The 23,947-nt window shown below is 59.9% G+C and carries 15 protein-coding genes; 6 read left to right on the forward strand and 9 right to left on the reverse strand.

From position 1 onward, the window contains the following. Positions 1 to 12: 12 nt before the first annotated feature. The 6 genes from TK06_RS08200 to TK06_RS08225 all read right to left on the reverse strand — a co-directional run bounded on the left by TK06_RS08200 (position 13) and on the right by TK06_RS08225 (position 9,831). Positions 13 to 4,830 (reverse strand): non-ribosomal peptide synthetase, encoded by a 4,818-nt coding sequence (locus tag TK06_RS08200; protein WP_063321654.1) that lies wholly within the window; start codon positions 4,828 to 4,830, stop codon positions 13 to 15. 70 nt (positions 4,831 to 4,900) lie between these two features. After that, positions 4,901 to 5,875 (reverse strand): TauD/TfdA family dioxygenase, encoded by a 975-nt coding sequence (locus TK06_RS08205; RefSeq protein ID WP_063325104.1) that lies wholly within the window; start codon positions 5,873 to 5,875, stop codon positions 4,901 to 4,903. Between the two features lie 134 nt (positions 5,876 to 6,009). After that, entirely contained in the window at positions 6,010 to 6,918 is a 909-nt protein-coding gene (locus TK06_RS08210) for an ABC transporter substrate-binding protein (RefSeq protein ID WP_063321655.1), read from the reverse strand. 83 nt (positions 6,919 to 7,001) lie between these two features. After that, positions 7,002 to 8,051, reverse strand: coding sequence for a FecCD family ABC transporter permease (locus TK06_RS08215; protein WP_063321656.1), 1,050 nt, complete (start codon positions 8,049 to 8,051; stop codon positions 7,002 to 7,004). Further along, complete coding sequence (locus TK06_RS08220; protein WP_063321657.1) at positions 8,048 to 9,031, reverse strand: FecCD family ABC transporter permease; 984 nt, start codon at positions 9,029 to 9,031, stop codon at positions 8,048 to 8,050. The genes TK06_RS08215 and TK06_RS08220 overlap by 4 nt, the downstream gene beginning before the upstream one ends. Next, a complete protein-coding gene (locus TK06_RS08225) occupies positions 9,028 to 9,831 on the reverse strand; it encodes an ABC transporter ATP-binding protein (protein ID WP_063321658.1) in 804 nt (267 codons plus the stop codon). The genes TK06_RS08220 and TK06_RS08225 overlap by 4 nt, the downstream gene beginning before the upstream one ends. Positions 9,832 to 10,121: 290 nt before the next feature. On the opposite strand from TK06_RS08225, the gene TK06_RS08230 reads away from it, so the two are divergent. From TK06_RS08230 to TK06_RS08245, 4 genes are all read left to right on the forward strand, one after another. Continuing rightward, positions 10,122 to 12,335, forward strand: a complete 2,214-nt coding sequence (locus TK06_RS08230; RefSeq protein WP_086936603.1) for a TonB-dependent siderophore receptor — start codon at positions 10,122 to 10,124, stop codon at positions 12,333 to 12,335. Positions 12,336 to 12,709: 374 nt separating this feature from the next. Next, positions 12,710 to 14,572, forward strand: coding sequence for an ATP-binding protein (locus TK06_RS08235; RefSeq protein ID WP_063321659.1), 1,863 nt, complete (start codon positions 12,710 to 12,712; stop codon positions 14,570 to 14,572). Between the two features lie 88 nt (positions 14,573 to 14,660). After that, a complete protein-coding gene (locus tag TK06_RS08240; RefSeq protein ID WP_063321660.1) occupies positions 14,661 to 15,899 on the forward strand; it encodes a porin in 1,239 nt (412 codons plus the stop codon). 11 nt (positions 15,900 to 15,910) lie between these two features. Next, a complete protein-coding gene (locus TK06_RS08245) occupies positions 15,911 to 16,348 on the forward strand; it encodes a substrate-binding domain-containing protein (protein WP_063321661.1) in 438 nt (145 codons plus the stop codon). Positions 16,349 to 16,357: 9 nt separating this feature from the next. Here the strand turns inward: TK06_RS08245 and TK06_RS08250 are convergent, their stop codons facing one another. Next, a complete protein-coding gene (locus TK06_RS08250) occupies positions 16,358 to 18,730 on the reverse strand; it encodes a putative bifunctional diguanylate cyclase/phosphodiesterase (RefSeq protein WP_063321662.1) in 2,373 nt (790 codons plus the stop codon). Positions 18,731 to 19,048: 318 nt separating this feature from the next. Between TK06_RS08250 and TK06_RS08255 the strand changes: the two genes are divergently transcribed. After that, positions 19,049 to 20,059: a response regulator gene (locus TK06_RS08255; RefSeq protein ID WP_063321663.1), complete on the forward strand. Its 1,011-nt coding sequence runs from the start codon at positions 19,049 to 19,051 to the stop codon at positions 20,057 to 20,059. A 3-nt stretch (positions 20,060 to 20,062) separates the two neighbouring features. Beyond that, complete coding sequence (locus tag TK06_RS08260; RefSeq protein WP_063321664.1) at positions 20,063 to 21,016, forward strand: GGDEF domain-containing protein; 954 nt, start codon at positions 20,063 to 20,065, stop codon at positions 21,014 to 21,016. Positions 21,017 to 21,112: 96 nt separating this feature from the next. Here TK06_RS08260 and treA read toward each other — a convergent pair whose 3' ends face one another. Together treA and TK06_RS08270 are read right to left on the reverse strand one after the other, a co-directional pair. Next, positions 21,113 to 22,741 (reverse strand): alpha,alpha-trehalase TreA, encoded by a 1,629-nt coding sequence (gene treA / locus TK06_RS08265; protein WP_086936769.1) that lies wholly within the window; start codon positions 22,739 to 22,741, stop codon positions 21,113 to 21,115. An 84-nt stretch (positions 22,742 to 22,825) separates the two neighbouring features. Next, entirely contained in the window at positions 22,826 to 23,704 is an 879-nt protein-coding gene (locus TK06_RS08270) for a hypothetical protein (RefSeq protein ID WP_063321666.1), read from the reverse strand. Positions 23,705 to 23,947: the final 243 nt, after the last annotated feature.

A 23,947-nucleotide genomic window follows, 5' to 3' on the forward strand; every position in this document is an offset into this window, starting at 1 on the left:
GCGCAATAGATGTCACTGCTCGAGTTGTTCGAGCAGCCCCAGGAACTCATCGTCGGACAAGCCGGAGTCGGCGAAGTCCGAAGCCGTGGCGCGACCGGCCGTGGGGGCCAGGCAGTGCTCCAGCAAGGCCGCAATACGCTGCTGGAACTGCTGCGCCAACTCGCGGACCAACGCTGGCTCGTGGACCTGCGGGGCATAACGCCATTCGATATGCAGCCGACCTTCGTTCACCAGCGCGGTGACATCCAGCAAGTGCGTACGGCGGGTGCTGTCGGCGCGCATGCCCGGACAGATCGGCCGAGCCAATCGCCAAAGGCTGGACGCATCGAGCCATTGGTCGACCCGCCCCAGGTAGTTGAAGGTCAGCAGCGAGGCCGCCCCCAGGCCATGGGCCGGGTCGAGGCGCAGCAATCCGTAACCCATGCCTTGCTCAGGTACGCGGCGCAGGGCTTCCTTGGCGGCGATGATCGAGTGTTCGCAATCCCATGAGGTGTCGACGGCCAGCGGATAGCGGCTGGTATGCCAACCAATCGAGCGGGACAGATCGGGGCTCTGCTCCCAACCGCTGCGACCGTGGCTTTCCAATTCGAGGGTGACGCGCTCCCGCCCCTGCCACTGGCCGATGGTTCCGGCCAGCGCGGCCACCAGCAGATCCTGGACCTGGGTGCCGTACGCCCCATGACAATCGCCCAGTAACAACTGCGTCTGCTCAACCGACAATTGCGTGTCCAGCGTCCGGCTCTCACCGTACAAGCTGACCTGTTCAGGTACGACGCCCTCGGCGGCCAACTGCTCGTGCCAGAAATCCACCTGCGCCACCACATCAGGCTCACCGCGGTGGCGCTGCAACGCTTGGCTCCACACATGGAAACCTGCCGTGACGGCGGGCAGAACCATGTCCGGTTGCAGGTACAGGCCTTCCAACTCTTGCAGCAGAACCTGCCACGACACCGCATCGACCAACAGGTGATGGGCCGTGCAAAGCAATTCCCGGCTGTGGGGGAAATACACCCAGCGGATCAGCGGTGCCTGGGCCAGGTTCCAGCCCTGCTGCGAGCGTTGCAGCAGCGCTTCGGTCAAGGGTTCTTCCACAACCTGGAACAGCGCTTTGACCTGTTCCTGGGAAAAGCGCTGATAGCGTTGTTGCCAGCCCTGCGCCGATGTTTCAAAGGTCAGGCGCAAGCTGGCGTGGCGCTCAAGCAACGAGCCCAGGGCCTGGGTAAACCGCTCCTGATCCAGTGGCTCGTCCAAAGCCAGCAACAGCGACTGGTTCCAGTGTTCGGCCAGGTTTTGCTGCTGGGCAAAGAACCAATCCTGGATCGGCGTCAAGGCGAAAGCCGTGGTGGGCTCAGGCCCGTCGCTGGCAGGCTGCGCATTCATCGCGCCAAGGTCCACCACCTGCTCGGCCCAGCCGCGCACGGTGGGGTATTCGAAAATCTGCTTGGGTTTGAGCTGCAGACCCTGTTGCTTGGCCCGGGCGATGATCTGCAAACTCAGAATCGAGTCGCCGCCGACCGAGAAAAAATTGTCGTCTACCCGCAGATCCGGGTTATTGAGAATCTCCCGGGCGATTTCGAGAAGGCGCTGCTCGAGGGTCCGCCGTGGTGTCTGAACCACCCGGGCCAAGGCTCGCACGCTTTGTTCGGCAAACAACTGCTTGGGTGTCATCAGAATCTGTTGCTGGCGTGCCAAGGCAATGATTTGCAGGCCAAGAATGGAGTCGCCACCCAAGGCAAAGAAGTTGTCATCAGGCTCCACCTCGGGGTTGCCGAGCATCGCCCGCCAGATGTCCAGCAACGCGGCTTCCACGGTGCTCAAGGGCTGATCGCCCAACGGCTCTGCCCCATGCAGCGGCGCCGTCGCTTGCTCAGCCAGGCGCAACAATGCCTGACGATCGACCTTGCCGTTGGGCAGCAAGGCGAAGCCGTCGAGACAATGCCACTGAGTCGGTTGCATGTAGTCCGGCAATTGCCGTTGCAGCGCCGTCTGGATTTCGGCCAGTGCGGCCGACGGCGCGACCAGGAAGGCTACCAGTCGATTGCCCGACAACGGCGTGGGGCTGTTGAGCACCCTGACATCGCTGACATGAGGCATGGCGCGTAACTGTGCCGCGACCTCCGCCGGCTCCACCCGGTAGCCCCTGATCTTGACCTGCTCATCGAGGCGACCGAGAAACTCCACCTGCCCCTGGTGATTGAGTCGCACGCGGTCCCCAGTGCGATAACCGTGCTCACCAAAGCGTGCGTGATCGGCATCGGTGGCACTGAGATACCCCTGAGCGACGGTCGCCCCTTGAACGTACAGTTCACCGCTGACGCCGATCGGCAACAGAGCGCCATCAAACGAGCGCACGCTGACCTGGACATTGGCCAGTGGCCGCCCCAACGGTGCGGCACCGCTGGCATCGACCTCATGGGTCAGCACCCCGACGGTGGTTTCGCTGGGTCCATAGTGGTTGACGATGCGCAAATCCGCGCTCAAGGCACGCAAGCGTGTCACCAACTCGTGGCTCAGGGCCTCGCCGCCCACCACCAGGCATCGACGCGGCAACAGCCGCTGCGGGTCTTTGGCGATCAACAAGGCGTTGAGGTGCGACGGCACGATTTTCAACAGGTCGACGGGCTGGTGTTCAAGCACGGCAGCCAGTTCCTCGGCGTCGAAGGCCAGTTCCTCGGCCAGCAGGCGCAGACAGCGGCCGCTCAGCAGTGCGCCGAACAAGGCCGTGTGGCCCAGGTCGGTCGCACAGCTGGCCAGACTCGCCAGACTCGCATCGGCCGGCAGCTTCAGGCGTTCAAGGCATCCACTCACGTAATGAATCAGATTGCCCTGGCTGACCTTTACGCCCTTTGGCCGGCCGCTGGAGCCCGAGGTGTACACCACGTAAGCCGCAAGATCGGCCGCCAGGGCCGCTCGCAAAGGTGACTCACTGGACAATTGCACAGACGGCAACGCCAACCACCGAACCTGCCCAGGCAACCACTCGGGTCGCGCGCCCTCACTGATCCACACCTTGGGCATTGCATCCTGACAGATAGCCTGCAAACGCGACGACGGCCACTGCGGATCGAGGGCCAGGTAGGTCGCGCCACACTGCCAGGTTGCGAGCATATGCATCACCAACTCACGACTGCGCGGCAGGCACAAGGCAATGCGCTCACCGGCCAGGCTCGAAGCCTCCTGCAAGCGTTCGCCGCGGGCGACCACAGCACGTCCCAGCTCGGCATAGCTGAGCGTACCCTGCTCATCCTGAAGAGCAATCGACTGGGGCTTGCGCTCACATTGCTCAGTGAACGCCTGCCAGGCGTTGCTGACGGCGACCGACGCATCCTCCCCACTCAGCAATGACTGCTGCTCGGGCACCAACCAGTCGAGCTCGGCAAACGGCCTTTTGGGCTGTTCGATCGCCGCGAGTGCCAAGGCGACGAACTGATCCCGGTAGCGCTCAATCGTTTCATGGCGGTACAACGCTTTGCTGTAACGCCAGCGGCAGAGGAACCCCTCCTCTTCGTCGATGATCACCATGTTCAGTTCGTGGGCCGCGCCGCGCTGCTCCGACAGCAAGCGGTCGACGTACTGCTCGAAAGGCGCGATGCGCTCCTTGTTCAGCGTGAACATATGTTGGAACAGCGGCGCCCTGCCCACCTGGCGCGGTAAATCCAGCTGTTTGACCAGGCGCGAGAATGGGTAGTGGCGGTGCTGCAGGGCTTGCTTGACGGTGGCATCTACCTGCCTGGCCCAGTCGCCGCTGGACAGATCCCGACGCAGACGGCAGCGAATCGGCAGCGGATTGACCAGGTAGCCCGGCAGATTGACGTGCTCGCGTCGCAAGCGCCAACCGCTGGGCGTCCCCAGGACGAAATCGTCTTGGCCTGACAGCACGCCGAGAAATTGCTGGAACAGTGAGAACCACAGCACATACGGCGTCACTCCCACCTCTCGGGCTACGGCGCGAAACCGTGCCGTGGTAGCCGGATCGAAGCGGACCGACAACTCCCCACCTTTGAATGCCTGATTGCTGCCGTAGGGAAAATCCATCGGCAACTCCAGCGTCGGCGCTTCGGCCAGTTGTGCCTGCCACCAGGCCAGTTCCACGGGCTCGGCCGCTTCGCTGCGGATGTGCAGATCACTGCAGTAGTTGCGATAGGCGTCGGGATTCACGGCGGGCAGCGGCTGATCGTTGATCAATGCGAACAGCTCATTGAGCACAATGTAGAACGTGGCCAGATCCGCCGCGATGTGATGAATCACCAATAGCACGGTGTGCTCGACATGGCCGTCGCGTGCATTGCTCAAAAGGACGACCCGACTGACGTCACCCTCTTCCAGCTTGAAGGGAAGATCGGCCGACTCAGTGATACGTTGCTGCAACGTCTCTGCGCCCGCGTCTTGCAGGGCCACACACTGCAACGGCTGGACCCGCTCGCGGTGGCTCCACTGCAACAACTCGCCGTTGCGCTCGGCATAGGCCGTGCACAACATCGGATAGCGCCGCTGGACCGTCACCCAGGCGTCCTGCAGGCGTTGAGGCAAGTCTTGGGTAACGAACTGCGGCTTGATCCGTCCGGCATAGGCAATGTTATAGGCGCAGCTGTCAGGCTCCAGGCGCTGAAGGAACCAGAGCGCCTGCTCGTTATCCGTCAGGGGCCGGGCAGCAAAATAATCGGGGTGCTGTTGCAGCCACTGCAGAATTTCGGCGTCGCGTACATGGAGCTCGGCATTGAGCTCATCATCCAGCGCACCTGGCGATCCGTGCGTAACGATCAATTGACCTTGGGCTATCGATAGGCGAATTCCACGCAGCCAGCAGCGATGCATCAGGCGATCGAGCATTTGATGTCCTTGATTGTACTTGTTCGAAATAGGCCGCCCATTACGACGGCTTTCTGAAAGTGGGAGGCGATCAGCTTGCCGAGGCTGGTTCTGCCATGGCGACCACGACCTTGCGCGATCCCTGGAAGGTCGAACGACCGTGAGCCACCAGCATGTTGTCGAGCATCAAGACGTCACCCGCCTGCCAGGGAAAACTCACCTGACAGCGCTGCAGCACTTCGCGGATGTGCTCCAACGCTTCCAATTCAATTGGCGAGCCGTCGCCATAAAACACGTTACGCGGCACACCTTCCTCCCCAACGATGGAGATCAATGTCTCGCGCACCGACGCTGCCAGGTTGGAGATATGGAACAGATGAGCCTGGTTGAACCACACCCACTCCCGGGTCACCGGATGCTGGGCAACGGCCTGGCAGACCTGGCGAGTGGAAAGCTCGCCATCGTCCGTCCACTGGAACTCGATGTTGCTGGCGCGACAGAAACGCTCGACCTGGGCACGGTCTTCGGTGCTGAAAGCCTGTTGCCAGGGCAAGTCCAGGCCATTGCCGTAATTGCGCACGTACATCAGGCGTTTCTCGGCAAAACGCTGACGGATAGCAGGATCGAGTTGCTGGTAAACGAGACGGCTGTCGGCTATGGGGGTTTCACCGCCGACCGGCGAGGCCTGCATACAATGAAACCAGATTTTCATCGGCCAATTCAGCGAATAGGACTGTTCATTGTGCAGCGGGATAACCTGATGGGCCGGGTACTCGGTGGAGGTGTATACCCGGCTGTTGAGCTTGGTGCGCGGGGTGGAAGCGTAGTCGTAGGTCAGCAGTTCATGGCCGAAGCTACGAGCAAATTCCTCGAAGTCCGCCTCTCCCTTGAACGCAAAACCGCGAAACAAAATGCCACCCGCACGCGGCAACTCAGTTTCTACGACCTGCTGGATCTGCGCTCGACTGGCTTGCCAGGCATCGCCGGCAAGCGGAGCCTGGAATATGAACGGCAGGGTCTGCTCGTTACCCGGTACAACATCCATGAATTGAACCTGTGCACGCATCAAACCGCTTTCCATTTAAGCCCCCCGCCATCGCGATCAGCGTATTTTTCGAGAGCATAAACTAATACAAACGAGTAACACCTGCAATAGAGAATCATTGTCATTAATGACAATTGTATTGCAGATGATACGTTTTACTTGGTCTGCAGCACGCTCTCGCGCTCGGCGATATGCGACATCAGCAGATAGGCAGAACCCACCAGGCCCTGCATCGTATCGGCATAGCGGCTGCGATTGAGGTACAGGAATTGGCGATTCTTCACTGCAAACAGATTCTGCCACTGTGGGGACTGACGAAACGCCGCTGTGCTGGCTTCTGAGTCGAGCAACTCTTCATATGTGTCAATAATGAAATCGCTGTCGAAGTCGCCGATGCGTTCCAGGCTGTAAGGCACGTTCTGCCGCGCCTCGCGGTACGCGGCGACACGCCCCAGGCCAAAGTCGGCAATGACGTCGTCCATGCCGCCGCGACCGATCAGTTGAAAGCCGTCGCTGTAGACTTCCAGCGTCGTGACGGTAATGCGCGAAGGATCTTTCACGCGCTTCTTGAACTCGCTGACGACCCATTGATATTCGTTGAGCATTTCCGCATAGCGCTGCTGCTTGCCGACCAGGTCGGCGAGTTGTTTAGCGTAAGTCTTGATGTCGCTTTCCCGAGCGGGGAGCAGCACGACCGGGGCGATTTTGCTGAGCTTGTCCTTGAGGTCGGCGTGATAGGACAAACCCACGATCAAGTCAGGCTTCAAGGCTGCAATGGCTTCCAGATCGGGCGCCTGGTGCGAGCCGATATACTGAATGCCCGTCACATCGAACCGCTCCTGCGTCCCGCGGAACAACACGTCCGAGAACAGCTTTTTGCGCCCCGTCGAACCACAGGGTTTGACCCCCAACTCCAGCAACTGGGCCGTCAGGCTGAAGTCATGCAAAGACACAATGCAATGCGGCGCCACGGGAACCTCGACTCGGCCAAAACTGTTCTCGAACACTTTGGTTTCAGCGGCGCCAGCCTGTACAGCTACCAATGCCAACGGCACACATAGCATGCCAAGCACACCTCGGAAAAAACCTTTAACCCGGTCCCGCACGCGTTTACCTCCACACATTTCCAATGAGCGTCGCTGTGTTTTCAGCGACTGCGTTGACGCGCCAGCAAAACAATCAGATACGGCGCGCCGATGATTGCGACAACCAGCCCTGCGGGCAACTGCAGGGGCGGCAAAAGCCCCCTGCCCAGCGTGTCACCGGCCAGCACCAACAACGCACCGACCAAGGCCGACAAGGGGATCAAGGCGCCATGACGGTCACCCGCCATTTGTCGCGCCAGATGAGGCGCCACCAGCCCGACAAACGTCATGGTGCCCACGTTCGCCACTGCAGCCGCCGTTAACATGACGCTGCACAGCAACAACGAAACCATGATCCACGTGACATTCAGCCCTCGACTGAGTGCGACTTTTTCACCCAACTGCAACAGATTCAACTGGCGATGACAGAACAGCAACGGCACCCCAGCCACCAATAGCCAAAGGCCGAGGCTATGAACCTGCGGCCAACTGGCTCGGTGCAAACTGCCGCCAAGCCACATCAGGGCCGACTCCACCTGATCGATATTGCCGTAAGTGATGAGCAGGTCGGCCACCGCGCTAAGCATCGCGGTGAGACCGACGCCGACGAGGATCAAGCGCAACGGCGAGATGCCTTGGCGCCAGGACAGCAGCGCAACGAAGAAAGCCACCGCCAACCCGCCGGCCAGTGCCGCCAATGGATAGAACTCCAGAGGTAAAAGCGCCGGCCAGAGCACGATAATCAACAACATGGTGACGCTGGCGCCTGATTCCACGCCCACCAGGCCCGGCGCCGCCAGCGGGTTACGCGTCAACGACTGCATCAACAGACCCGCAAGGGACATGGCCGCACCGGCCAGGACCGCCAGCAAGACACGCGGCAGCCGCAGCTCCCAGAGCAGGTTGCGCATTGTCGAATTGACTTGCTCAGGTGCCAGCAAGGCTTGCCAGACCTGGGCGACACTCAGTGAGTAGCTGCCGACGGTCAATGCGTACAGCGCCAATGCAACAACGGCAACCATCAGCAACAACACTGAAATCAAGTCGATCGGTCGCGCAATCCAAGGCAACAACGGATACGCCCGGGGCAAGGTCAATCCCGCTCGCATCATCTGACCTTCCTCAATACCAGCACGACAAAAATAGGGCCGCCGATAAGCGCCGTCACGATACCGGTATTGAGTTCGAACGGACGCACCACGGTTCTTGCCGCGATATCCGCCAGAATCAGCAGCAACGCTCCCAGCAACGGGGCGGCCAGCAACAGTCGACGATAATCATCGCCGAACAACAGTCGCGCCGCATGAGGCACCACCAGACCGACAAAGCCAATGGGCCCCGCCAAGGCCACTGCCCCCCCAGACAACAGCACCACCGACGCCAAGCCCAGCACGCGCATTTTCAACAGATTGACACCCATGCCGGCCGCAGCCTGCGGGCCAAGACGATGGGCATTCAATGCACGGACGTTCACCAGGCACAGGCACATGCCGAGCAAGACATAAGGCCAGACCCAAGCCTGCATCGAGCCCCCGGTCACTCCGATGGAGCCGGTAAGCCAGCGCCGCAGACTGTCGAGCCCCTGTTGATCGAGCAGCAGCAAAATCGAGGTAATGGCGCTGAACAGTGCCGCGATCATCGCTCCGGACAGTGTCAGCCGAATCGGATTGTGCCCCCGGCCCGCCAACAACAGGACGCCGACAGAGGCCACCAATGCCCCCGCAAATGCAAACAATGGAATCATCGACATATCGTTGCCCGGCAGCACCAGCAAACCGAACACGACGAATAACGCAGCACCGCTGTTGATGCCGAGAATGCCCGGATCGGCCAACGGGTTATCACCCACCGCCTGCATGATTGCACCGGCAAGCCCGAGGCTGGCCCCCACCAGCATCGCGACCAGCAGACGCGGTAAGCGGCTGCCACGGATGACGCTCTGGTCGGGGTTGCCCGGTGCATAGGCGACCAAGGCCTGCCAAGCTTCCTGCCAAGGTATGTCCTTTGCGCCGACGGCCAGATGAAGCAGCGAGGTCAAGGCAATTGCCATCAACAAGCCCAACCAGACCGGCAACCGTAAACCTTGACTCACATCGCCTCCCGCACAGCCAATGGCTGGCTTCGTCTCGTCTGCGGCACGCATAACGGATCACCGGAATAAGGGTCGGTGATGATGTGCGCATCCAGATCAAACACCGCTTTGAGATTGTCCCGAGTGAACACCTTGGCAGGTGCGCCCTGGGCGAGCACACGCCCTTCGCGCATCATCACCAAATGGTCGGCATAACGCGCCGCCTGGTTCAGGTCGTGAAGGACCGCCACGATGGTTTTGCCTTGCTCACGAAGATCCACCAGCAACTCAAGCAGCGTGATCTGATGCGCAATATCCAGAAATGTCGTGGGCTCATCCAGAAGGATCACCGGCGTATCCTGGGCCAGGGTCATTGCAATCCAGCAGCGTTGCAGCTGTCCACCCGACAGGGTGGCCAAGGAACGATCAAGCAAAGGACTGATGCCCGCCAAGTCAATGGCGCGGTCAATTGCCTGTTGATCCTGTTCGGACCATTGGCGCCACCAGGTCTGCCAGGGAAAACGCCCCTGCATCACCAGCTCGCGCACACTCATACCCGCTGGCGATGTCGTGCGCTGCGGCAATAACGCCAGGTGTTGTGCCAGCGTTCGACGCGAATACTGCCCCAGCCGCTTCCCCGACAACTGCACGTCGCCCGCGCTCGGCCGCAGCATATGCGCAAGCACATTTAACAACGTGGTCTTGCCGCACCCGTTCGCCCCGATCAACGCCGTGAAACGCCCTTCAGGAATATCCAGGCTGACACCGTTGAGAATCTGCTGTTCGCCATAGCTCAGCCGCACATCGGTGGCTTTCAGCATGACCGTCCCTCCACGCCCAAAAGGCCTGATCGAATTATTCGTCGAGCAACGCCCCCGCGATATTTCTTTCGTCCGGTAACACCGTAGGGAGTCAGCCGGGGGGGCATAAGTGGGCGACAGGATATGTCGAAAATAAAATAATTGCCTACAAGACTGACAACACTAATGCAAACCCTTATCATTTACAGCTAACATATGGCCAGTAGACACCAACCCTGATGGTCTATTGATCGAACTGAATCAGGGCATAAGGCCCCCAAAGCCAAAATGTAAACTCAAGGACTCCCTCGATGCTCGGAAAAAAAACAACAGTTGGCACCGAAAAACGTTACGTCATGCGTCATCCCGCATTTCACCTGAGCACCCTTGCACTGGCTTTGGGGAGCATTTTTTCAGCGCAGGCGATCGCCGCGCAGGATGAAACATCCGATAAGGGTACAACCGTTCAACTCGGTGAAATCAACATCAACGCCGCCGCCCCGGAGAACCCGACAGGCCCGGTCAACGGCAAAGTCGCCTTGCGCAACACCAGCGCCACCAAAACCAACGCAGCCATCACTGAGACGCCGCAGTCGTTGTCCGTGGTGACCGCCGATGAAATGCGCGATCGCAAATCAGACACCCTGGCCGACGCCCTGAGCTACACCCCGGGCTTCACCAGCCAGCCCAGCAGCTTCAACCGGACCTCCGATCGGTTCCGCATTCGTGGTTTCGACGTAGAGTCCGCCACCGGCGGCTCGCTGCGCGACGGCCTGCGCCTGCAAAACAACTCCTACGACGGCGTCCAAGAACCCTTCGGCCTGGAGCGCGTGGAAGTGATCCGCGGCGCGGCCTCGGTCTTGTACGGGCAGCTGTCACCGGGTGGATTCGTCAACGGCGTCAGCAAGCGCCCGACGGAGGCGCCGCTGCACGAGTTGGGCCTGCAATATGGCAATCACGATCGCAAGCAACTGACAGCGGACTTCAGCGGCCCCCTGGGCGACAGCGAGACGCTTAGCTATCGCTTGACCATGCTCAAGCGCGACAGTGACACCCAGCAGGATTACATCAACGACGACAAGACCTACATCGCCCCGGCCCTGACCTGGCGTCCCAACGAAGACACGTCGCTGACATTGCTGTCCTTCTATCAAAAAAGTGACACACGCTTCTCCGCCCCCCTGCCCTATCAACTCGTCAAAGGTGTCGGCAACGGCCCCTTCACCATCGGCCGCCACGATTTCATCGGCGAGCCTGACTACGACGATATGAATGGCGAAATGTCCGCCATCGGCTACGAGTTTGAACACCGTTTCGACGAGCACACCCGCATCAGCAACAAATTGCGTTACTACGAAGCGGATGTGAAATGGAAATACCTGCAGGTTCGGACAGGGGCCCCAGTCAATACCGCAGCCACCACGGGCCTCCTGGCTCGTCAATACAGTGATCGCCATGAGCGCTCCAGAGCCCTGGCCAGCGACACTAACGTCGAGACACGCTGGAACATCGGCGGCGTGGAAAACACCTTCCTGGTGGGCGCTGATACCTACGATGCGTCGTACGATTCGCATAACTTCCGGGGCAACGCACCTTCTATCAATATCGGTGACTACAACTACGGGCAACCGGTAGTGGTGGACAAGGATCCGAGCCGTGATCGTGGCTCACAGATCGATACCCTGCAGACAGGCATCTACCTGCAAGACCAGATCAAGTTCGACGACCATTGGTTGCTGTTGCTCGGCGGCCGACATGACTGGGCCGACCAGGATCAAAGAGCTTTTGCCACTGGCCAGAAGCTCGACCAGAGCAACGAAGCCACCACCTGGCGTGCCGGCCTTGTTTATCAGGCAGATAACGGCCTGGCCCCGTACATCAGCTACAGCGAATCGTTCTTCCCGGTTGCGGTGGCCGAGGCACCTGGCCAGAAATTCGATCCAACCGAAGGCAAGCAGTACGAAATCGGCATCCGCTACCAGCCTCCTGGCAGCAACACCCTGTTGAGCGCAGCGGTTTATGAACTGACGCAAGAGAACGTAGTGAAGCGCGACCTGGCGGGCGAAAATCCCCAGCAGATTGGCGAACAGCGCTCCCGTGGCCTGGAGCTGGAAGCCAAGACGGACGTGACGCCTCAACTGAGTGTCATTGCGACCTACGCCTACACCGATGCGCGTATTACCAAAAGCCAGATCCAGAGCGAAGTAGGCCAGCGCAGCGAAGACACGCCCTACCATCAGGCCGCCATATGGGCAGACTACAACTTCGCCTTGTTCGGCTTGCCGCAGTTGAAGGTCGGTGGTGGTGCTCGCTACAAGGGAACGACCCAGGCCTCGGGTATCGACTCGCAGATGCCGGCCTATACCCTGTTCGATGCCATGGCCAGCTACCAGATCGACAAGAACTGGGACATCGCCCTCAACGCAAACAACGTGACGAACAAGAAATACACTTACTGTGAATTTGCCATCTGCCGCTACGGCGACGAGCGCGAGTTGGTAACCTCCGTTAATTTCAGGTGGTAAGGTTGGCTCGGTCGGCGCTGGCAGGGGTCGACCGAACCCTGTAACGCAGCAGAAATCCAAGCACCAAATAGAAGCTGGGTGACACTGGCTTCTACCTCCCTCAAGGGCGATCAAGCGCCTGTTCATACAAAAAACCGATCACGTCCCAAGGACAATCGACCAATCAGGTATTGCTAACCAGGATTCCGGCATGGGCCTGGGGAATCAAGGCTATCGGACCGTATCACCGCGCACTGGCAGGTACGGTTTGTGGTCTATAGTTCCTAGCAAATCCGAAATATTTTCGCTCGTGCAACCTGGAGCAACTTCCTCTCGAGCCTTAAACCGCGTCGGATAACCACCCGCCTTCAATAGTGAAATGCAGGGAGCACACTATGCCGATCCAGCGGCCCGAGACACTGAGGTTGGCCCCTGGCCCTGCCCATCATGCAGAGATTGATGGCGATACCGAGGCCGGCGTATTTCGGTTTGGCATCGATCAGGCCAAGGAAGCCTACATTCTGTTTCCGATGCTGGCCGCGTTGCTGTTGCTGGCCATCTGGACCGCGACCCTGTACCTGATCAAGGTTGAACATGCCCGCGCGCAGCAGAGCGCCGCGACGGCAAGCCTGGAGATGGGCGCCACCTACGAAGCGCAAATGTTGCGCGCCATTCACGAAATCGATCAAACCCTCAAACTGGTCAAATACACCTACGAAGCTGAAGGTGAGCCTAATCCCTTGCGCCGTCTCCAGGAACGGGCCTTGTTGCCGCCGGCCTTGGTGTTCGACGTCAGTGTGGTCAGCCCGGACGGCAGGCTCGTGGCAAGCACGCGGGTCAACGAGCGGGAAAATATCGCCGACCCGGATGAGCAGCAAACGCTGCGCCATAGCGACTCACTGTCCATCAGCCACCCGTGGAAAAGCCCTGTCACCGGAGAATGGCGCCTGCGTTTCAGCCGGCGACTCGACGCGAAGGATGGCAGGCTTTCCGGGATCGCCAGGGTCGAGGTCGATGCGGCCTATTTTGTCAGCAGCTACGACGCCTCGAAACTCGGCGACCAGGGTGCGCTCGGGCTCCTTGGCACCGACGGCATCTTCCGCGTACGGCGCACCGGGGAAACGGTACTGGCCGGCGATACGGTCAATTACAGCGCCGTGGTGCCGGACGCCGAAAACACCGAGACCGTGCTCTCGGTCAACGGATGGGACGGGGTGCGGCGCTACACCAGTGCCCGCCAGCTCTACGACTTTCCGTTGGCGGTGATTGTGGGCTTGTCCGAGCAAGAGCAACTGGCCGCAGTGAACCAGCAAGCGCGCACCTATCTCTGGCGCGCCGCAGGCGGCAGCCTGGTGCTGGTGTTGTTGGTGAGCCTGCTCGCCCGGATGAGCTGGCAACTGGCGCAGAGCCGTTTGCGCGCCGCCGAAGCCCAGACGCAACTGGCCGCGGCTGCCCGTCAGGCCGGCATGGCCGAAATCGCCACCAACGTCTTGCACAACGTGGGCAATGTGCTCAACAGCGTGAATATCTCCGCCGACCTGGTCACCCGCAAGCTGCGTACCAGCAAGGCCTTGGGGCTCGGCAAAGCGGTGCAAATGATGAACGAGCATGCCGAGGACCTCGGCGACTTCATCTCCCACGACGAAAAAGGCAAGCTGCTGCCCGGCTACCTGAACCAACTGGTAGACGCGCTTGCGATCGAGCAACAGAGCATGGCCGAGGAACTTGGCCAGCTGACTAAAAGCGTTGACCACATCAAGGAAATCGTTTCCGCCCAGCAATCGTATGCGGGCACCTCTACCATTGCCGAAACCGTGCAGATAAGGGAACTGATCGAGGATGCCTTGCGCATGAACGCCGGCATCATCGCGGCGCGCCAGATAACCGTGGTACGAAACTTTGCCGATACGCCCTTGCTGCTGTTGGACAAGCACCGGGTGCTGCTGATCCTGGTCAACTTGATAAAAAACGCCAGCAGGGCGATGGATGACAAGCCGGAGCTTGCTCACCAGATCATCCTTCAAAGTGAAATGCACCAAGGAGACACCCTGGTGATCAAGGTCATCGACAATGGCGAAGGCATCGCGCCCGAGAACCTGACGCGAATATTTGCCCATGGCTTTACCACGCGCAAGGACGGCCATGGTTTTGGCCTGCACAGCTGCGTCCTGGCGGCCATGGAGATGGGCGGTTCACTGGAAGCCCACAGCGATGGCCCGGGAACAGGGGCGACCTTTACGCTCAAATTGGCGATCTAGGCTACGCTTCGGTGGTTTCACGCAGTTTCAGCCAACGTTACAAGGAACAGACGAATGGCGATCCATGCAACGAGGTCACGTTGACCCTATGGCGACAAGACCCAATACACTGGCCCTGGCCGTCATGACGCTGTATGCCGGCGGCTCCAGCGCCGATACAGCCGATACGTCGATGTTCTCGTTGAGCAGCTTCGGCACGGTGGGGATCGTTCACTCCAGCGAGAAAAAAGCCGACTTCACCTCCAGTATCTTCAAGCCCAACGGCGCGGGGCATTCGCGCAACTGGAGCGCCGACGTCGACAGCCTGATCGGTGCCCAGCTGACCGCCACGTTCACCCCGCAGCTGTCAGCTGTGGTGCAGGTCATTTCCGAGCAGCGCTACGACAACAGTTACCGACCCTTTGTCGAGTGGGCCAACATCAAGTACCAGTTCACGCCGGACTTCAACGCACGCATTGGCCGTACCGTGTTGCCGTCGTTCCTGGTCTCCGACACCCGCAAAGTGGGCTATACCCTGCATTGGGTGCGAGCGCCCATGGAGGTCTACAGCCTGATGCCGATTTCCAGCAGCGACGGCATCGATGGCAGCTACCGGTTTCGAGTCGATGAAATCACCAACACAGTGCACGCCCACTACGGCCAGACCGACAGCCGCGACTCCGACGGGACCGGCAAGGCGCTGACGAGAAATCTCTGGGGGGTCACCAACACCACCGAGCTTGGCGTCCTCACCACACGCATCACCTACATGAAGGCCGACCTGACCCTGGAGCCGTTCAATTCACTCTTCGATACCTTCAGGGCGTTCGGTCCGGAAGGCGTCGCCATCGCCGATCGCTACGATTCCGATGACACCCCCGTCGACTTTATCGGCTTGGGTGCCAGCTACGATCCGGGCGACTGGTTCGTCATGAGTGAATGGGGGCGTCTGGACAGCCGTTCCGGCCTGGGCAGGACCAGCGCCTGGTACATCAGCGGCGGATACCGCATCGCAGCGTTCACCCCCTATGTCACCTACGCGCGCTCCAGAACCGAAACAGAAGTCTCCAGCCCGGGCCTGACGCTATCGGCCTTGCCGCCGGCCCTGGCGGGCACGGCCGCCGAACTCAACGGTGCGCTCAACAGCATCCTTGGCTCAAACGAAGGCCAGCAGACCCTTTCCTTGGGCGTGCGCTGGGACTTCACCAAGAACATGGACGCCAAAGTGCAGTTCGATCACACACGTTTCAAGGGCAACTCGGTCGGTCCGTTGATCAACCCCCAACCGGACTTCACGTCGGGGGGTTCGCTCAACGTCATCAGCCTGGCTGTTGATTTTGTCTTCTGATGGAGCAGGCCATGTGGGTTGTGAGACTCATCGGATTCGCCATGGCGGGGCTCGCCCTGTGCGCCGCCAGCGCTGCCGTCAAGGCCGAGGTGGTGGTGGTCGTCGCCGCGTCCAGCCCGGTGAAGACGCTCGCGCGCAATCAGGTGGCGGATATATTCCTCGGCAAGACCAGTCGTTTCCCCGACGGAGGACAGGCAACGCCCATTGACCTGACGGAAGATTCGCCGACCCGCGACGAGTTCTACACAACGTTCACAAGCAAGTCCGCCTCCCAGCTCAAGGCGCACTGGTCGAAAATCATCTTTACCGGCAGAGGCCAACCGCCCCAGGCTGTTTCAAGCAGTGCGGAGGTCAAGAAGCGTGTTGCAGAGAACCCCGGCACCATTGGCTATATCGATGCTCAGGAGGTAGACGGCAGCGTCAGGGCACTGCCGCTTGACCCGCAATAAGCGCGGGCCTCAGGTATCGAGATCCGTGCCAGCCGCCTGGGCTTTCAGCAACACCTTGAACTGATCGGCGGGCACCGGTTTGTTGAAGTAGAACCCCTGGAATTCGTCGCAGGCATTGTCGCGCAGGAAATCGGCCTGCTCCTTGGTTTCCACGCCCTGGGCCACCACGGTCAGGCTGAGGGTCCGGCCCATGGCAATAATGGCCTCGGTCAGGGCTTTGTCTTCCGACACGCTGCTGGTATCGCAGATACACGAGCGGTCAATCTTGATGACATCCAGCGGAAACTGTTCGAGGGCAGAGAGCGAAGAATAGCCAATGCCGAAATCATCGATGGCGATGCGGACCTTCAGGTGTTTGAGCCCGGTCAACACGTTCAACGCTTTCTTGACGTCCTGCATGAGCAGGCTCTCGGCGATCTCCAGCTCCAGCAGACGTGCATCCATACCGGTTTCGGCCAATATCCCAGCCAGGTCCGTCAGCAGGTTCTCATCGGCAAACTGCCGTGCCGTGAGATTCACGGCGACCCCCAGGCATGGCAATCCCTGTTGCTGCCAGGCCACGTTTTGCTGGCAGGCGGTCTTGAGCACCCACTTGCCAATCGGCACGATCAAACCGGTCTCCTCCGCTACCGGGATGAATTGCATCGGTGCCACGATACCCAGGTCCGGATGATTCCAGCGCAGCAGCGCTTCCATGCCGGTAATGCGGCCACTGCCAATATCTCGCTTGGCCTGGTAGTGAAGCTGGAACTCGTGGCGCTCCAGCGCGTGGCGCAAGCTCAGCTCCAGCGTCATCCGCTCCAGTGAGTCCGCATTCAGCTTCGCGGAGTAGAACTGAAAATTGTTCTTGCCGCACTGCTTGGCCTGGTACATCGCGATATCGGCGTTTTTCTTGAGGGTCTGCTCGTCCAGGCCATCCTGTGGGAAAACGCTGATGCCGACGCTGGCGGTCACCCGGAACTCCTGGCCCTGGAGGTTGAAAGGCCGGGCAATGGCCCCAAGGACTTTCTGGGCAGCGGTTGCCACGTCCTTGTCATCGGACAGCTCTGGCAGCAGGATCACGAACTCGTCGCCGCCCAATCGAGCCACCGTATCGCTGGTGCGCAGACACGCCTTGAGTCGCAACGCCACCTCCTTGAGCAATTGATCGCCAGCATCGTGCCCAAGCGTATCGTTGACTTGTTTGAAGCGGTCGAGGTCAAGGAACAGCACTGCCAGTTGCCGATGATAACGACTTGCCTCACCGATGCTCTGGCTCAACAGCTTGCTGAACAGACTGCGATTGGGCAACGCCGTAAGGCCGTCGTGATAAGCCAGATACTCGACATTTTCGGCGTAGGCAATTTTCGCTTCGCCTGCGCGCAGACGGCTTTGCACCAGTTGCCAGCTCATCCGGGCGAGCAGCCCCGCCAACAACACCAGCAACAGGCTGCCGCCGGCCGTGCGCCAGAGGTAGGTGTGCGCTTGCCGCGTCACTGTGGCCAGTTGTTCTTCTTCGGACAACCCGACGATCACCGCCAGCGGAAAATCGTAGAGCTGACGGGCACTGGTGTAGCGCCGCACGCCGTCCGTCCCGTTGATCAAGCGTACGGCGTCAGTGTTTTCGGTGTCCGGCACCACGGCGGCGTAATCGACCTCATTGCCGGCCGATATCGCTTCCCCGCTACGCCGTGCCCGAAAGACGCCGTCGATGCCCAGCAGGCCGAGCAAGCCCTGATTGCCAAGCTTCGAGGTGTCATAACTGCTGACGAAATAAGCCGCATCGACTTCAACCATGGCGATCCCGGCGAATGCGCCATCCCCCGTGTCGAGCCGCCGGCTGAAACGTAGCTTCCACTCCCCCGTCGCCGGGCTTTTCCACGGGCGGCTGATCGACAGCGCAGTGTCACGCCCCACCGCTTGCAGCTCATCCTTGGCGATCCGGTTTCCGACCTCACTCGATTGGGTACTGGCCACGACCAGCCCCCTGGCATCCACCACGCTGACATCAAACAAATAAGGTGAAGGCAGCAAGGCGCGCGCCTTGAGCTTGGGCAGCGGATTTGTCTCGCGCTCGGACTCGTAGGTGTACTTGACGAGTTTGAGGGTCTGGTCGATTTCACGCACCGCCCGTAGGATCTGCGCTTCGTAGGTGGCGCCGATTTCCAGGCTCGCCTCGGCGATGCCCCGCTGCGCGCGGGTCTGTTCGACCTTGATCAGGTAAAGGGTGCCCGCCCAGATGACCGACAGCAGGAGAGCCGCCAACAGCGGGAACAGAATGTAGGCTTCCTTGACCTGATCGAAGCGGCGCCGAAACAGATCGCTCGTCGCATCGGACAAGGGGTTTTCACGAGGGGCGACATCCTGGGCCGACGTCAGTACACTCGCCCGTTGGATCGCCATGGTGTGCTCCCTGCATTGTTCACTGCTGACGGCCTGCGGGTACCCGACGCGGCACCGAAGGATTCCGGACCTGCACAAAACTATAGACCACAAACTGTGCCTGCCAATGCCAATCGGCACGCCGACCGTGGCTTTGCGCTGGTTGTAATGACGAAGTGCAGTTGACTCCCCTGACTTATTGGTCCAGTTTTTAATACAACAGTGCCCTGCAAGTCTTTCATGCAGGACGCAATGCCTGATAAATCCTGTTCGTTAATCAAGGGCCCCCTGCCAGCCTATGAATGATGTACGTAGGAACCACTCTGCCATTGAACGCCAATGGATACCCCTGTGCCGTTGATTCCCCTGGTTGTGTGTGACGACTCCAACATGGCGCGCAAGCAGGTGTTGCGCGCGCTGCCTACAGACTGGCCGGTTTCGGTCACCGAGGCGGTCAACGGGCGCCAGGCGATGGACGCCATACGCCAAGGCCTGGGGCAAGTGGTGCTGCTCGACCTGACCATGCCGGAGATGGATGGCTACCAGGTGTTGAGCGCATTGCGCGCCGAGGGCTTGAAGGCGCAAGTCATCGTGATTTCCGGTGACGTCCAGGACGAGGCGGTGCGCCGCGTGCTTGAGCTGGGCGCGCTGGCGTTCCTGAAAAAGCCTTTCGACGAAAACGAACTGCGCCAGACCCTCACCCGGGTGGGGCTACTGACCCGATCCGGCCAGGTGCCGTTGCAGAATCGTTCGGCCACGAACACGGCCATCGGTTTTCACGATGTGTTCCGCGAGACGGTCAACGTGGCCATAGGCCGGGCCGCAGCCCTGATCGCCAAGGTATTGGGGGTCTTTGTGCAGTTGCCGGTGCCGAACGTGAACATCCTCGAGGTCGGGGAACTGCATATGGCGCTCAACGACGTCGGCAGCGCCCAGCAACTCACGGCCATCTGCCAAGGTTTCATCGGCAGCGGCATCGCCGGTGAGGCCCTGCTGATATTCCATGACTCGGAAATCGCCGACATCGCGCAATTGATGCAGCGCGAGAGCGCCGATTATTCGGACCTGGAAATGTTGCTGGACCTTTCCAGCGTCTTGATCGGCGCGTGTCTCAGCAGCATTGCCGAACAGATCGATGTGGTGTTTTCCCAGGGCCATCCGCAGATTCTCGGCCAGCACGCGGCCATCGAGGAACTGATCCAGGGCAACCGCATGCACTGGAAAAAGACCCTGGCAGTGGAAATCAGCTACAGCCTGGAAGGGCACGATATTCGCTTCGATCTGTTGCTGCTGTTCACGGAAGACTCCATCGAACGGTTGACCCACAAACTCGCCTATCTGATGAGCTGAGCCATGAACGATTCCATCGATCTGAACGAGTTTCACTGGTTGCTGGCCATCGTTCAGAGCATCGACGTCGGTGTCGTGGTGCTCGACCGAGAGTACCGTGTGCAGGTCTGGAACACCTTCATGGAGAACCGCTCGGGGGTGCAGCCCAAGGATGCCCACAATCAGCATTTTTTCAGCCTGTTCCCTGAAATCGATCGCCAATGGTTCAGCCGCAAGGTGGAAAGTGTCGCGACCCTGGGCACGCCAGCGTTCACGGTCTGGGAGCAGCGCCCGTACCTGATTCGGTTCAAGAGCTACCAGCCGATCACGGGCCAGGAAGCGTTCATGTACCAGAACACCACGCTGCTGCCGCTGCGCTCGCCTGACAACACCATCAAGCACATCTGCCTGGTGATCTATGACGTCACCGACGTCGCCACCAACCGGCATCAGCTCCAGGCCGCCAACGCGCAGCTGCAGCTACTCTCCAGCACCGATCGGCTGACGGGGCTCTACAACCGCGGTCATTGGGAAAGCGACCTGAAAGCCGCCTACGCCCGGCACCAGCGCTACGGCCATGCGTTGAGCCTGGTGATGCTCGATATCGATCACTTCAAGCGGGTCAACGACACCTACGGTCACCAGGCCGGCGACAAGGTCATCGAGCAAGTCGCCAGGCTGTTGCGCGAACATGCGCGCGACTCCGATGTGGTCGGGCGATATGGCGGTGAAGAGTTTGGCGTGGTGCTTTCGGATACCGACAGCAGCGGCGCACACGCGTTCGCCGAACGCATGCGGCACTCAGTGGAGGCGCTGGAGGTGCTGTACAACGACCAAACCATCCGTTTCACCATCAGCCTGGGCGTGGCCGACCTGAGCCAGCCCTCGAACGACCACGCCGACCTGATCGCCAGGGCGGACCAGGCGCTGTATACGTCGAAGAAGACCGGACGCAATCGGGTGACGGTGCATGAATAGACATCCCACATTTTTTCCGGATGATCGTGACACTTGATGCCAACCACACATCCCCTGTGGGAGCGAGCTTGAACCCACAGGGGATGTGTACGGCGTTCACTTACCCACTAGGGTTGGGGGAGTCGCGCCATATTTACCCAGCAGTTTGAGCGTCACCCCATTTGTCCAGCCGAAGCCGTCCTGCAGTTCATATTCACCGCCTCCCCCGCCGTCACCGCGCCCGGACAGATCGTATTTCTCCACCAGCTTGTTTTCCTTGCGGTAAAGGTTCTCGACCTGCTGCAAGAAACGGCTGCCAATTTGCTGCGCCAGGGCGGTTTGCTGGTATCGGTCCAGCCCCTCCACCGCGACCCATTGCAACGGTGCCCAGCCATTGGGTTCGTCCCACTGCTGGCCATTACTGACCTGGGTGGTGGCGATGCCGCCGGGGCGCAACAGGCCGTCACGTACCGCATCGGCGGTGCGATTGGCATGCTCGACAGACGCCAGCCCCGTATACAGCGGGAAAAGCGTCGCGGCCGTGAGCGGCTGGCGTGGCTGGTTGCGTTGCCAGTCGTAGTCCACGTAGAAACCTTTGTCGGCATTCCACAAATGCTTCTCGATGGCACGCTGACGCAGCTCGGCGCGCCGGCCGTAAGCCTGGACACAGGGGATGTTCTGCACCGTCTCGCAAGCTTTGGCGATGGTGTTTTCGAGATGATAAATCAGGCTATTGAGGTCCACGGGCACGATGGCCGTGGTGCGTATGCTCGCCAGGTTCTGGCCGTCGTCCAACCAGCGCGAGCTGAAGTCCCAACCGCTTTCAGCGCCGGCGCGCAGGTCACGCCAGACCTCTTCCTTGGGCCGGTCCGGCGCTCGCTCGGCGGTGCTGACATCTTGCAACCAGGACTCCTGTCGAGGCGTCGGGCTGGCATCCCAATAGCGGTTGAGCACACTGCCATCGGCGAGTTTGACCACGTGTCGCGCGGCCGAACCGGGTTTGAGGGACTGGGCGCCCTCCATCCAATAGGCATACTCCTTCTGCAACTGCGGCAGGTATCGTCCATAGGCCTGGTCACCTTCGATACGCGCCTGCAACTCCACCATGTAAGCGAAGAATGGAGGCTGCGACCGGCTCAAGTAGTAGGTGCGATTGCCGTTGGGAATGTGGCCGTAGGTGTCGATCATGTAGGCAAAGTTGTCGGTCATCTGCCGGACCTGGGCCTCATCACCGCTCTGCTCAAGTCCCAACATAGTGAAATACGAATCCCAGTAATACATCTCGCGAAAGCGTCCGCCGGGCACCACATAGGGCTGCGGCAGGGGCAACAAACTGCTGTAGGCCGGCACCTGGCGGTAGGATCGACTCAGTACCGGCCAAAGGCTGTCGATATGTTCCTTGATCGGAGCGCCGGGCTTGGGAGCCGGGCTTTCGACTTCGCCGGATTCGATGAAGTTGTCTTTCACAAAAGCCTTGATATCGAAACCATCACGGTTGCGTCGGTCCAGGTAATCGGCGCGGATCTGCGCCGGATCACGGTTGGGCAGTGCGTCCACGAAATGCTTCTGGTCGGTGAACACCTGCTCGCGTTGCACCGCTTCAAAGAGTTCGGGGTAGGTTTGGTCGGGAGGGAGATTGGCCCGTCCTTGAGCGTCTGCATAGCTCCATGTCGCGGGCGGCTGGCTTGAACACGCTACGCACAGCAGCGCGGCAAAGGAAAGGCTGGTGAAGTACAGAGGTCGCATCGGCTGCTCCATCATGTTGTCGTTCCTGACAAACGAGTGACATGACCGGATAGACCTGGGTTCAGTAAAAAATCTTCGATAGCCTCACTCGAATTGACTCAACTCATTCCATTGTCCGTTGAAGACACTGCCATCCTGCACCGAGGCCAAGGGAATACCGACCACATAGTTGATGTGGATGGCCTGGATGATTTCTTTCGTTGTCGCGCCGTTGCCCTGCGCCGCATCGAACATCGGATTGGCAACATTCGCCGAATCCACCCGCAATATCGCCAGGTTCTCGTACTGACCACTGACGATATGCTTGGCGTAAGTACTGTACTGACTCTTGAGATGCTTCTCAGGGAACAGGTATACGCGGTGACGGGTGACTTCCTGTTCGTCGTCGGCCACCAGCTCTTCATAGGCATAGGCCAGTTCGCTGAGAAAATGCTGGTGGTGAAACGACAGATCCAGCCTATCGATCTCTTGGACTGCTTTGCCGTAAAAGGAATTCTTCGCCCTATGGGCCTTGGCCTGTCGTTCGTCGACCAAGTCCTCGTCCAACGGTGCCGAGGCGCTGCGCAGCTTCTCGACGTACCTTGCCAGAATCTCTTTGAGGTCCGCGTCGGCCGCAACAACGCCTTTTTTTGCGGGAATGGGCGGATAGACACCGACCTGCTCGACATAGGGAATATCGTCTACGACGGCAAAATCCTTGTTGGAAAAAGCGATCTGCACCCTCGCCGTTGCCGCTCGCTCATTGAAAAGGATCGTGCGCGGTGAATAACCTGCCACCGCCAGTTCCTTGAGGAGCATCTTGAAGCGTGCAAGGCGATTGTGTTCGCGCATCTCAATCCGGTTCTTTTGAGTTGCGCCGAATGCCTGGGCCGTGGAAGCCTTTCGTTTGGCGGCGGGGGCCAGCCCGGCGGTGCTGATATTCGCCAGGTTAGCCTTGTTCGTCACATGGTAAAGAAATGACATGGTGCCTCCTTGGCGGTGTCGTGGACACGAAAATCACGTTGCCTCTACGAACCAGGCCCAGCACCCGAGCGCTGGCTGGGCGAATCAACCGGCCCCGGGTCCGGCAGGTTGATCCTAAGTACAGTAGCCCCAGTCCTTCCAAAAGCAACCCGTCGGTTGTAGATCCAGCAAAGGCGACCCGCATTCGGTCATGACAGGCCCAAGCAGCCGTCCACCCTGTTAGTCACTGAAATGCACTCAATG

This window comes from Pseudomonas fluorescens (assembly GCF_001623525.1).
In the GTDB taxonomy this organism is placed as follows: Bacteria; Pseudomonadota; Gammaproteobacteria; order Pseudomonadales; family Pseudomonadaceae; genus Aquipseudomonas; species Aquipseudomonas fluorescens_Q.

Bases quoted from the DNA above. Each gene is read 5' to 3' on its own strand.
- TK06_RS08205 (WP_063325104.1), bottom strand. From the start codon at position 5,875: ATGCGTGCACAGGTTCAATTCATGGATGTTGTACCGGGTAACGAGCAG.
- TK06_RS08250 (WP_063321662.1), bottom strand. From the start codon at position 18,730: ATGGCGATCCAACGGGCGAGTGTACTGACGTCGGCCCAGGATGTCGCC.
- TK06_RS08240 (WP_063321660.1), top strand. From the start codon at position 14,661: ATGGCGACAAGACCCAATACACTGGCCCTGGCCGTCATGACGCTGTAT.
- TK06_RS08270 (WP_063321666.1), bottom strand. From the start codon at position 23,704: ATGTCATTTCTTTACCATGTGACGAACAAGGCTAACCTGGCGAATATC.
- TK06_RS08200 (WP_063321654.1), bottom strand. From the start codon at position 4,830: ATGCTCGATCGCCTGATGCATCGCTGCTGGCTGCGTGGAATTCGCCTA.
- TK06_RS08215 (WP_063321656.1), bottom strand. From the start codon at position 8,051: ATGATGCGAGCGGGATTGACCTTGCCCCGGGCGTATCCGTTGTTGCCT.
- TK06_RS08245 (WP_063321661.1), top strand. From the start codon at position 15,911: ATGTGGGTTGTGAGACTCATCGGATTCGCCATGGCGGGGCTCGCCCTG.
- treA (WP_086936769.1), bottom strand. From the start codon at position 22,741: ATGCGACCTCTGTACTTCACCAGCCTTTCCTTTGCCGCGCTGCTGTGC.
- TK06_RS08210 (WP_063321655.1), bottom strand. From the start codon at position 6,918: ATGCTATGTGTGCCGTTGGCATTGGTAGCTGTACAGGCTGGCGCCGCT.
- TK06_RS08225 (WP_063321658.1), bottom strand. From the start codon at position 9,831: ATGCTGAAAGCCACCGATGTGCGGCTGAGCTATGGCGAACAGCAGATT.
- TK06_RS08230 (WP_086936603.1), top strand. From the start codon at position 10,122: ATGCTCGGAAAAAAAACAACAGTTGGCACCGAAAAACGTTACGTCATG.
- TK06_RS08260 (WP_063321664.1), top strand. From the start codon at position 20,063: ATGAACGATTCCATCGATCTGAACGAGTTTCACTGGTTGCTGGCCATC.
- TK06_RS08255 (WP_063321663.1), top strand. From the start codon at position 19,049: ATGGATACCCCTGTGCCGTTGATTCCCCTGGTTGTGTGTGACGACTCC.
- TK06_RS08235 (WP_063321659.1), top strand. From the start codon at position 12,710: ATGCCGATCCAGCGGCCCGAGACACTGAGGTTGGCCCCTGGCCCTGCC.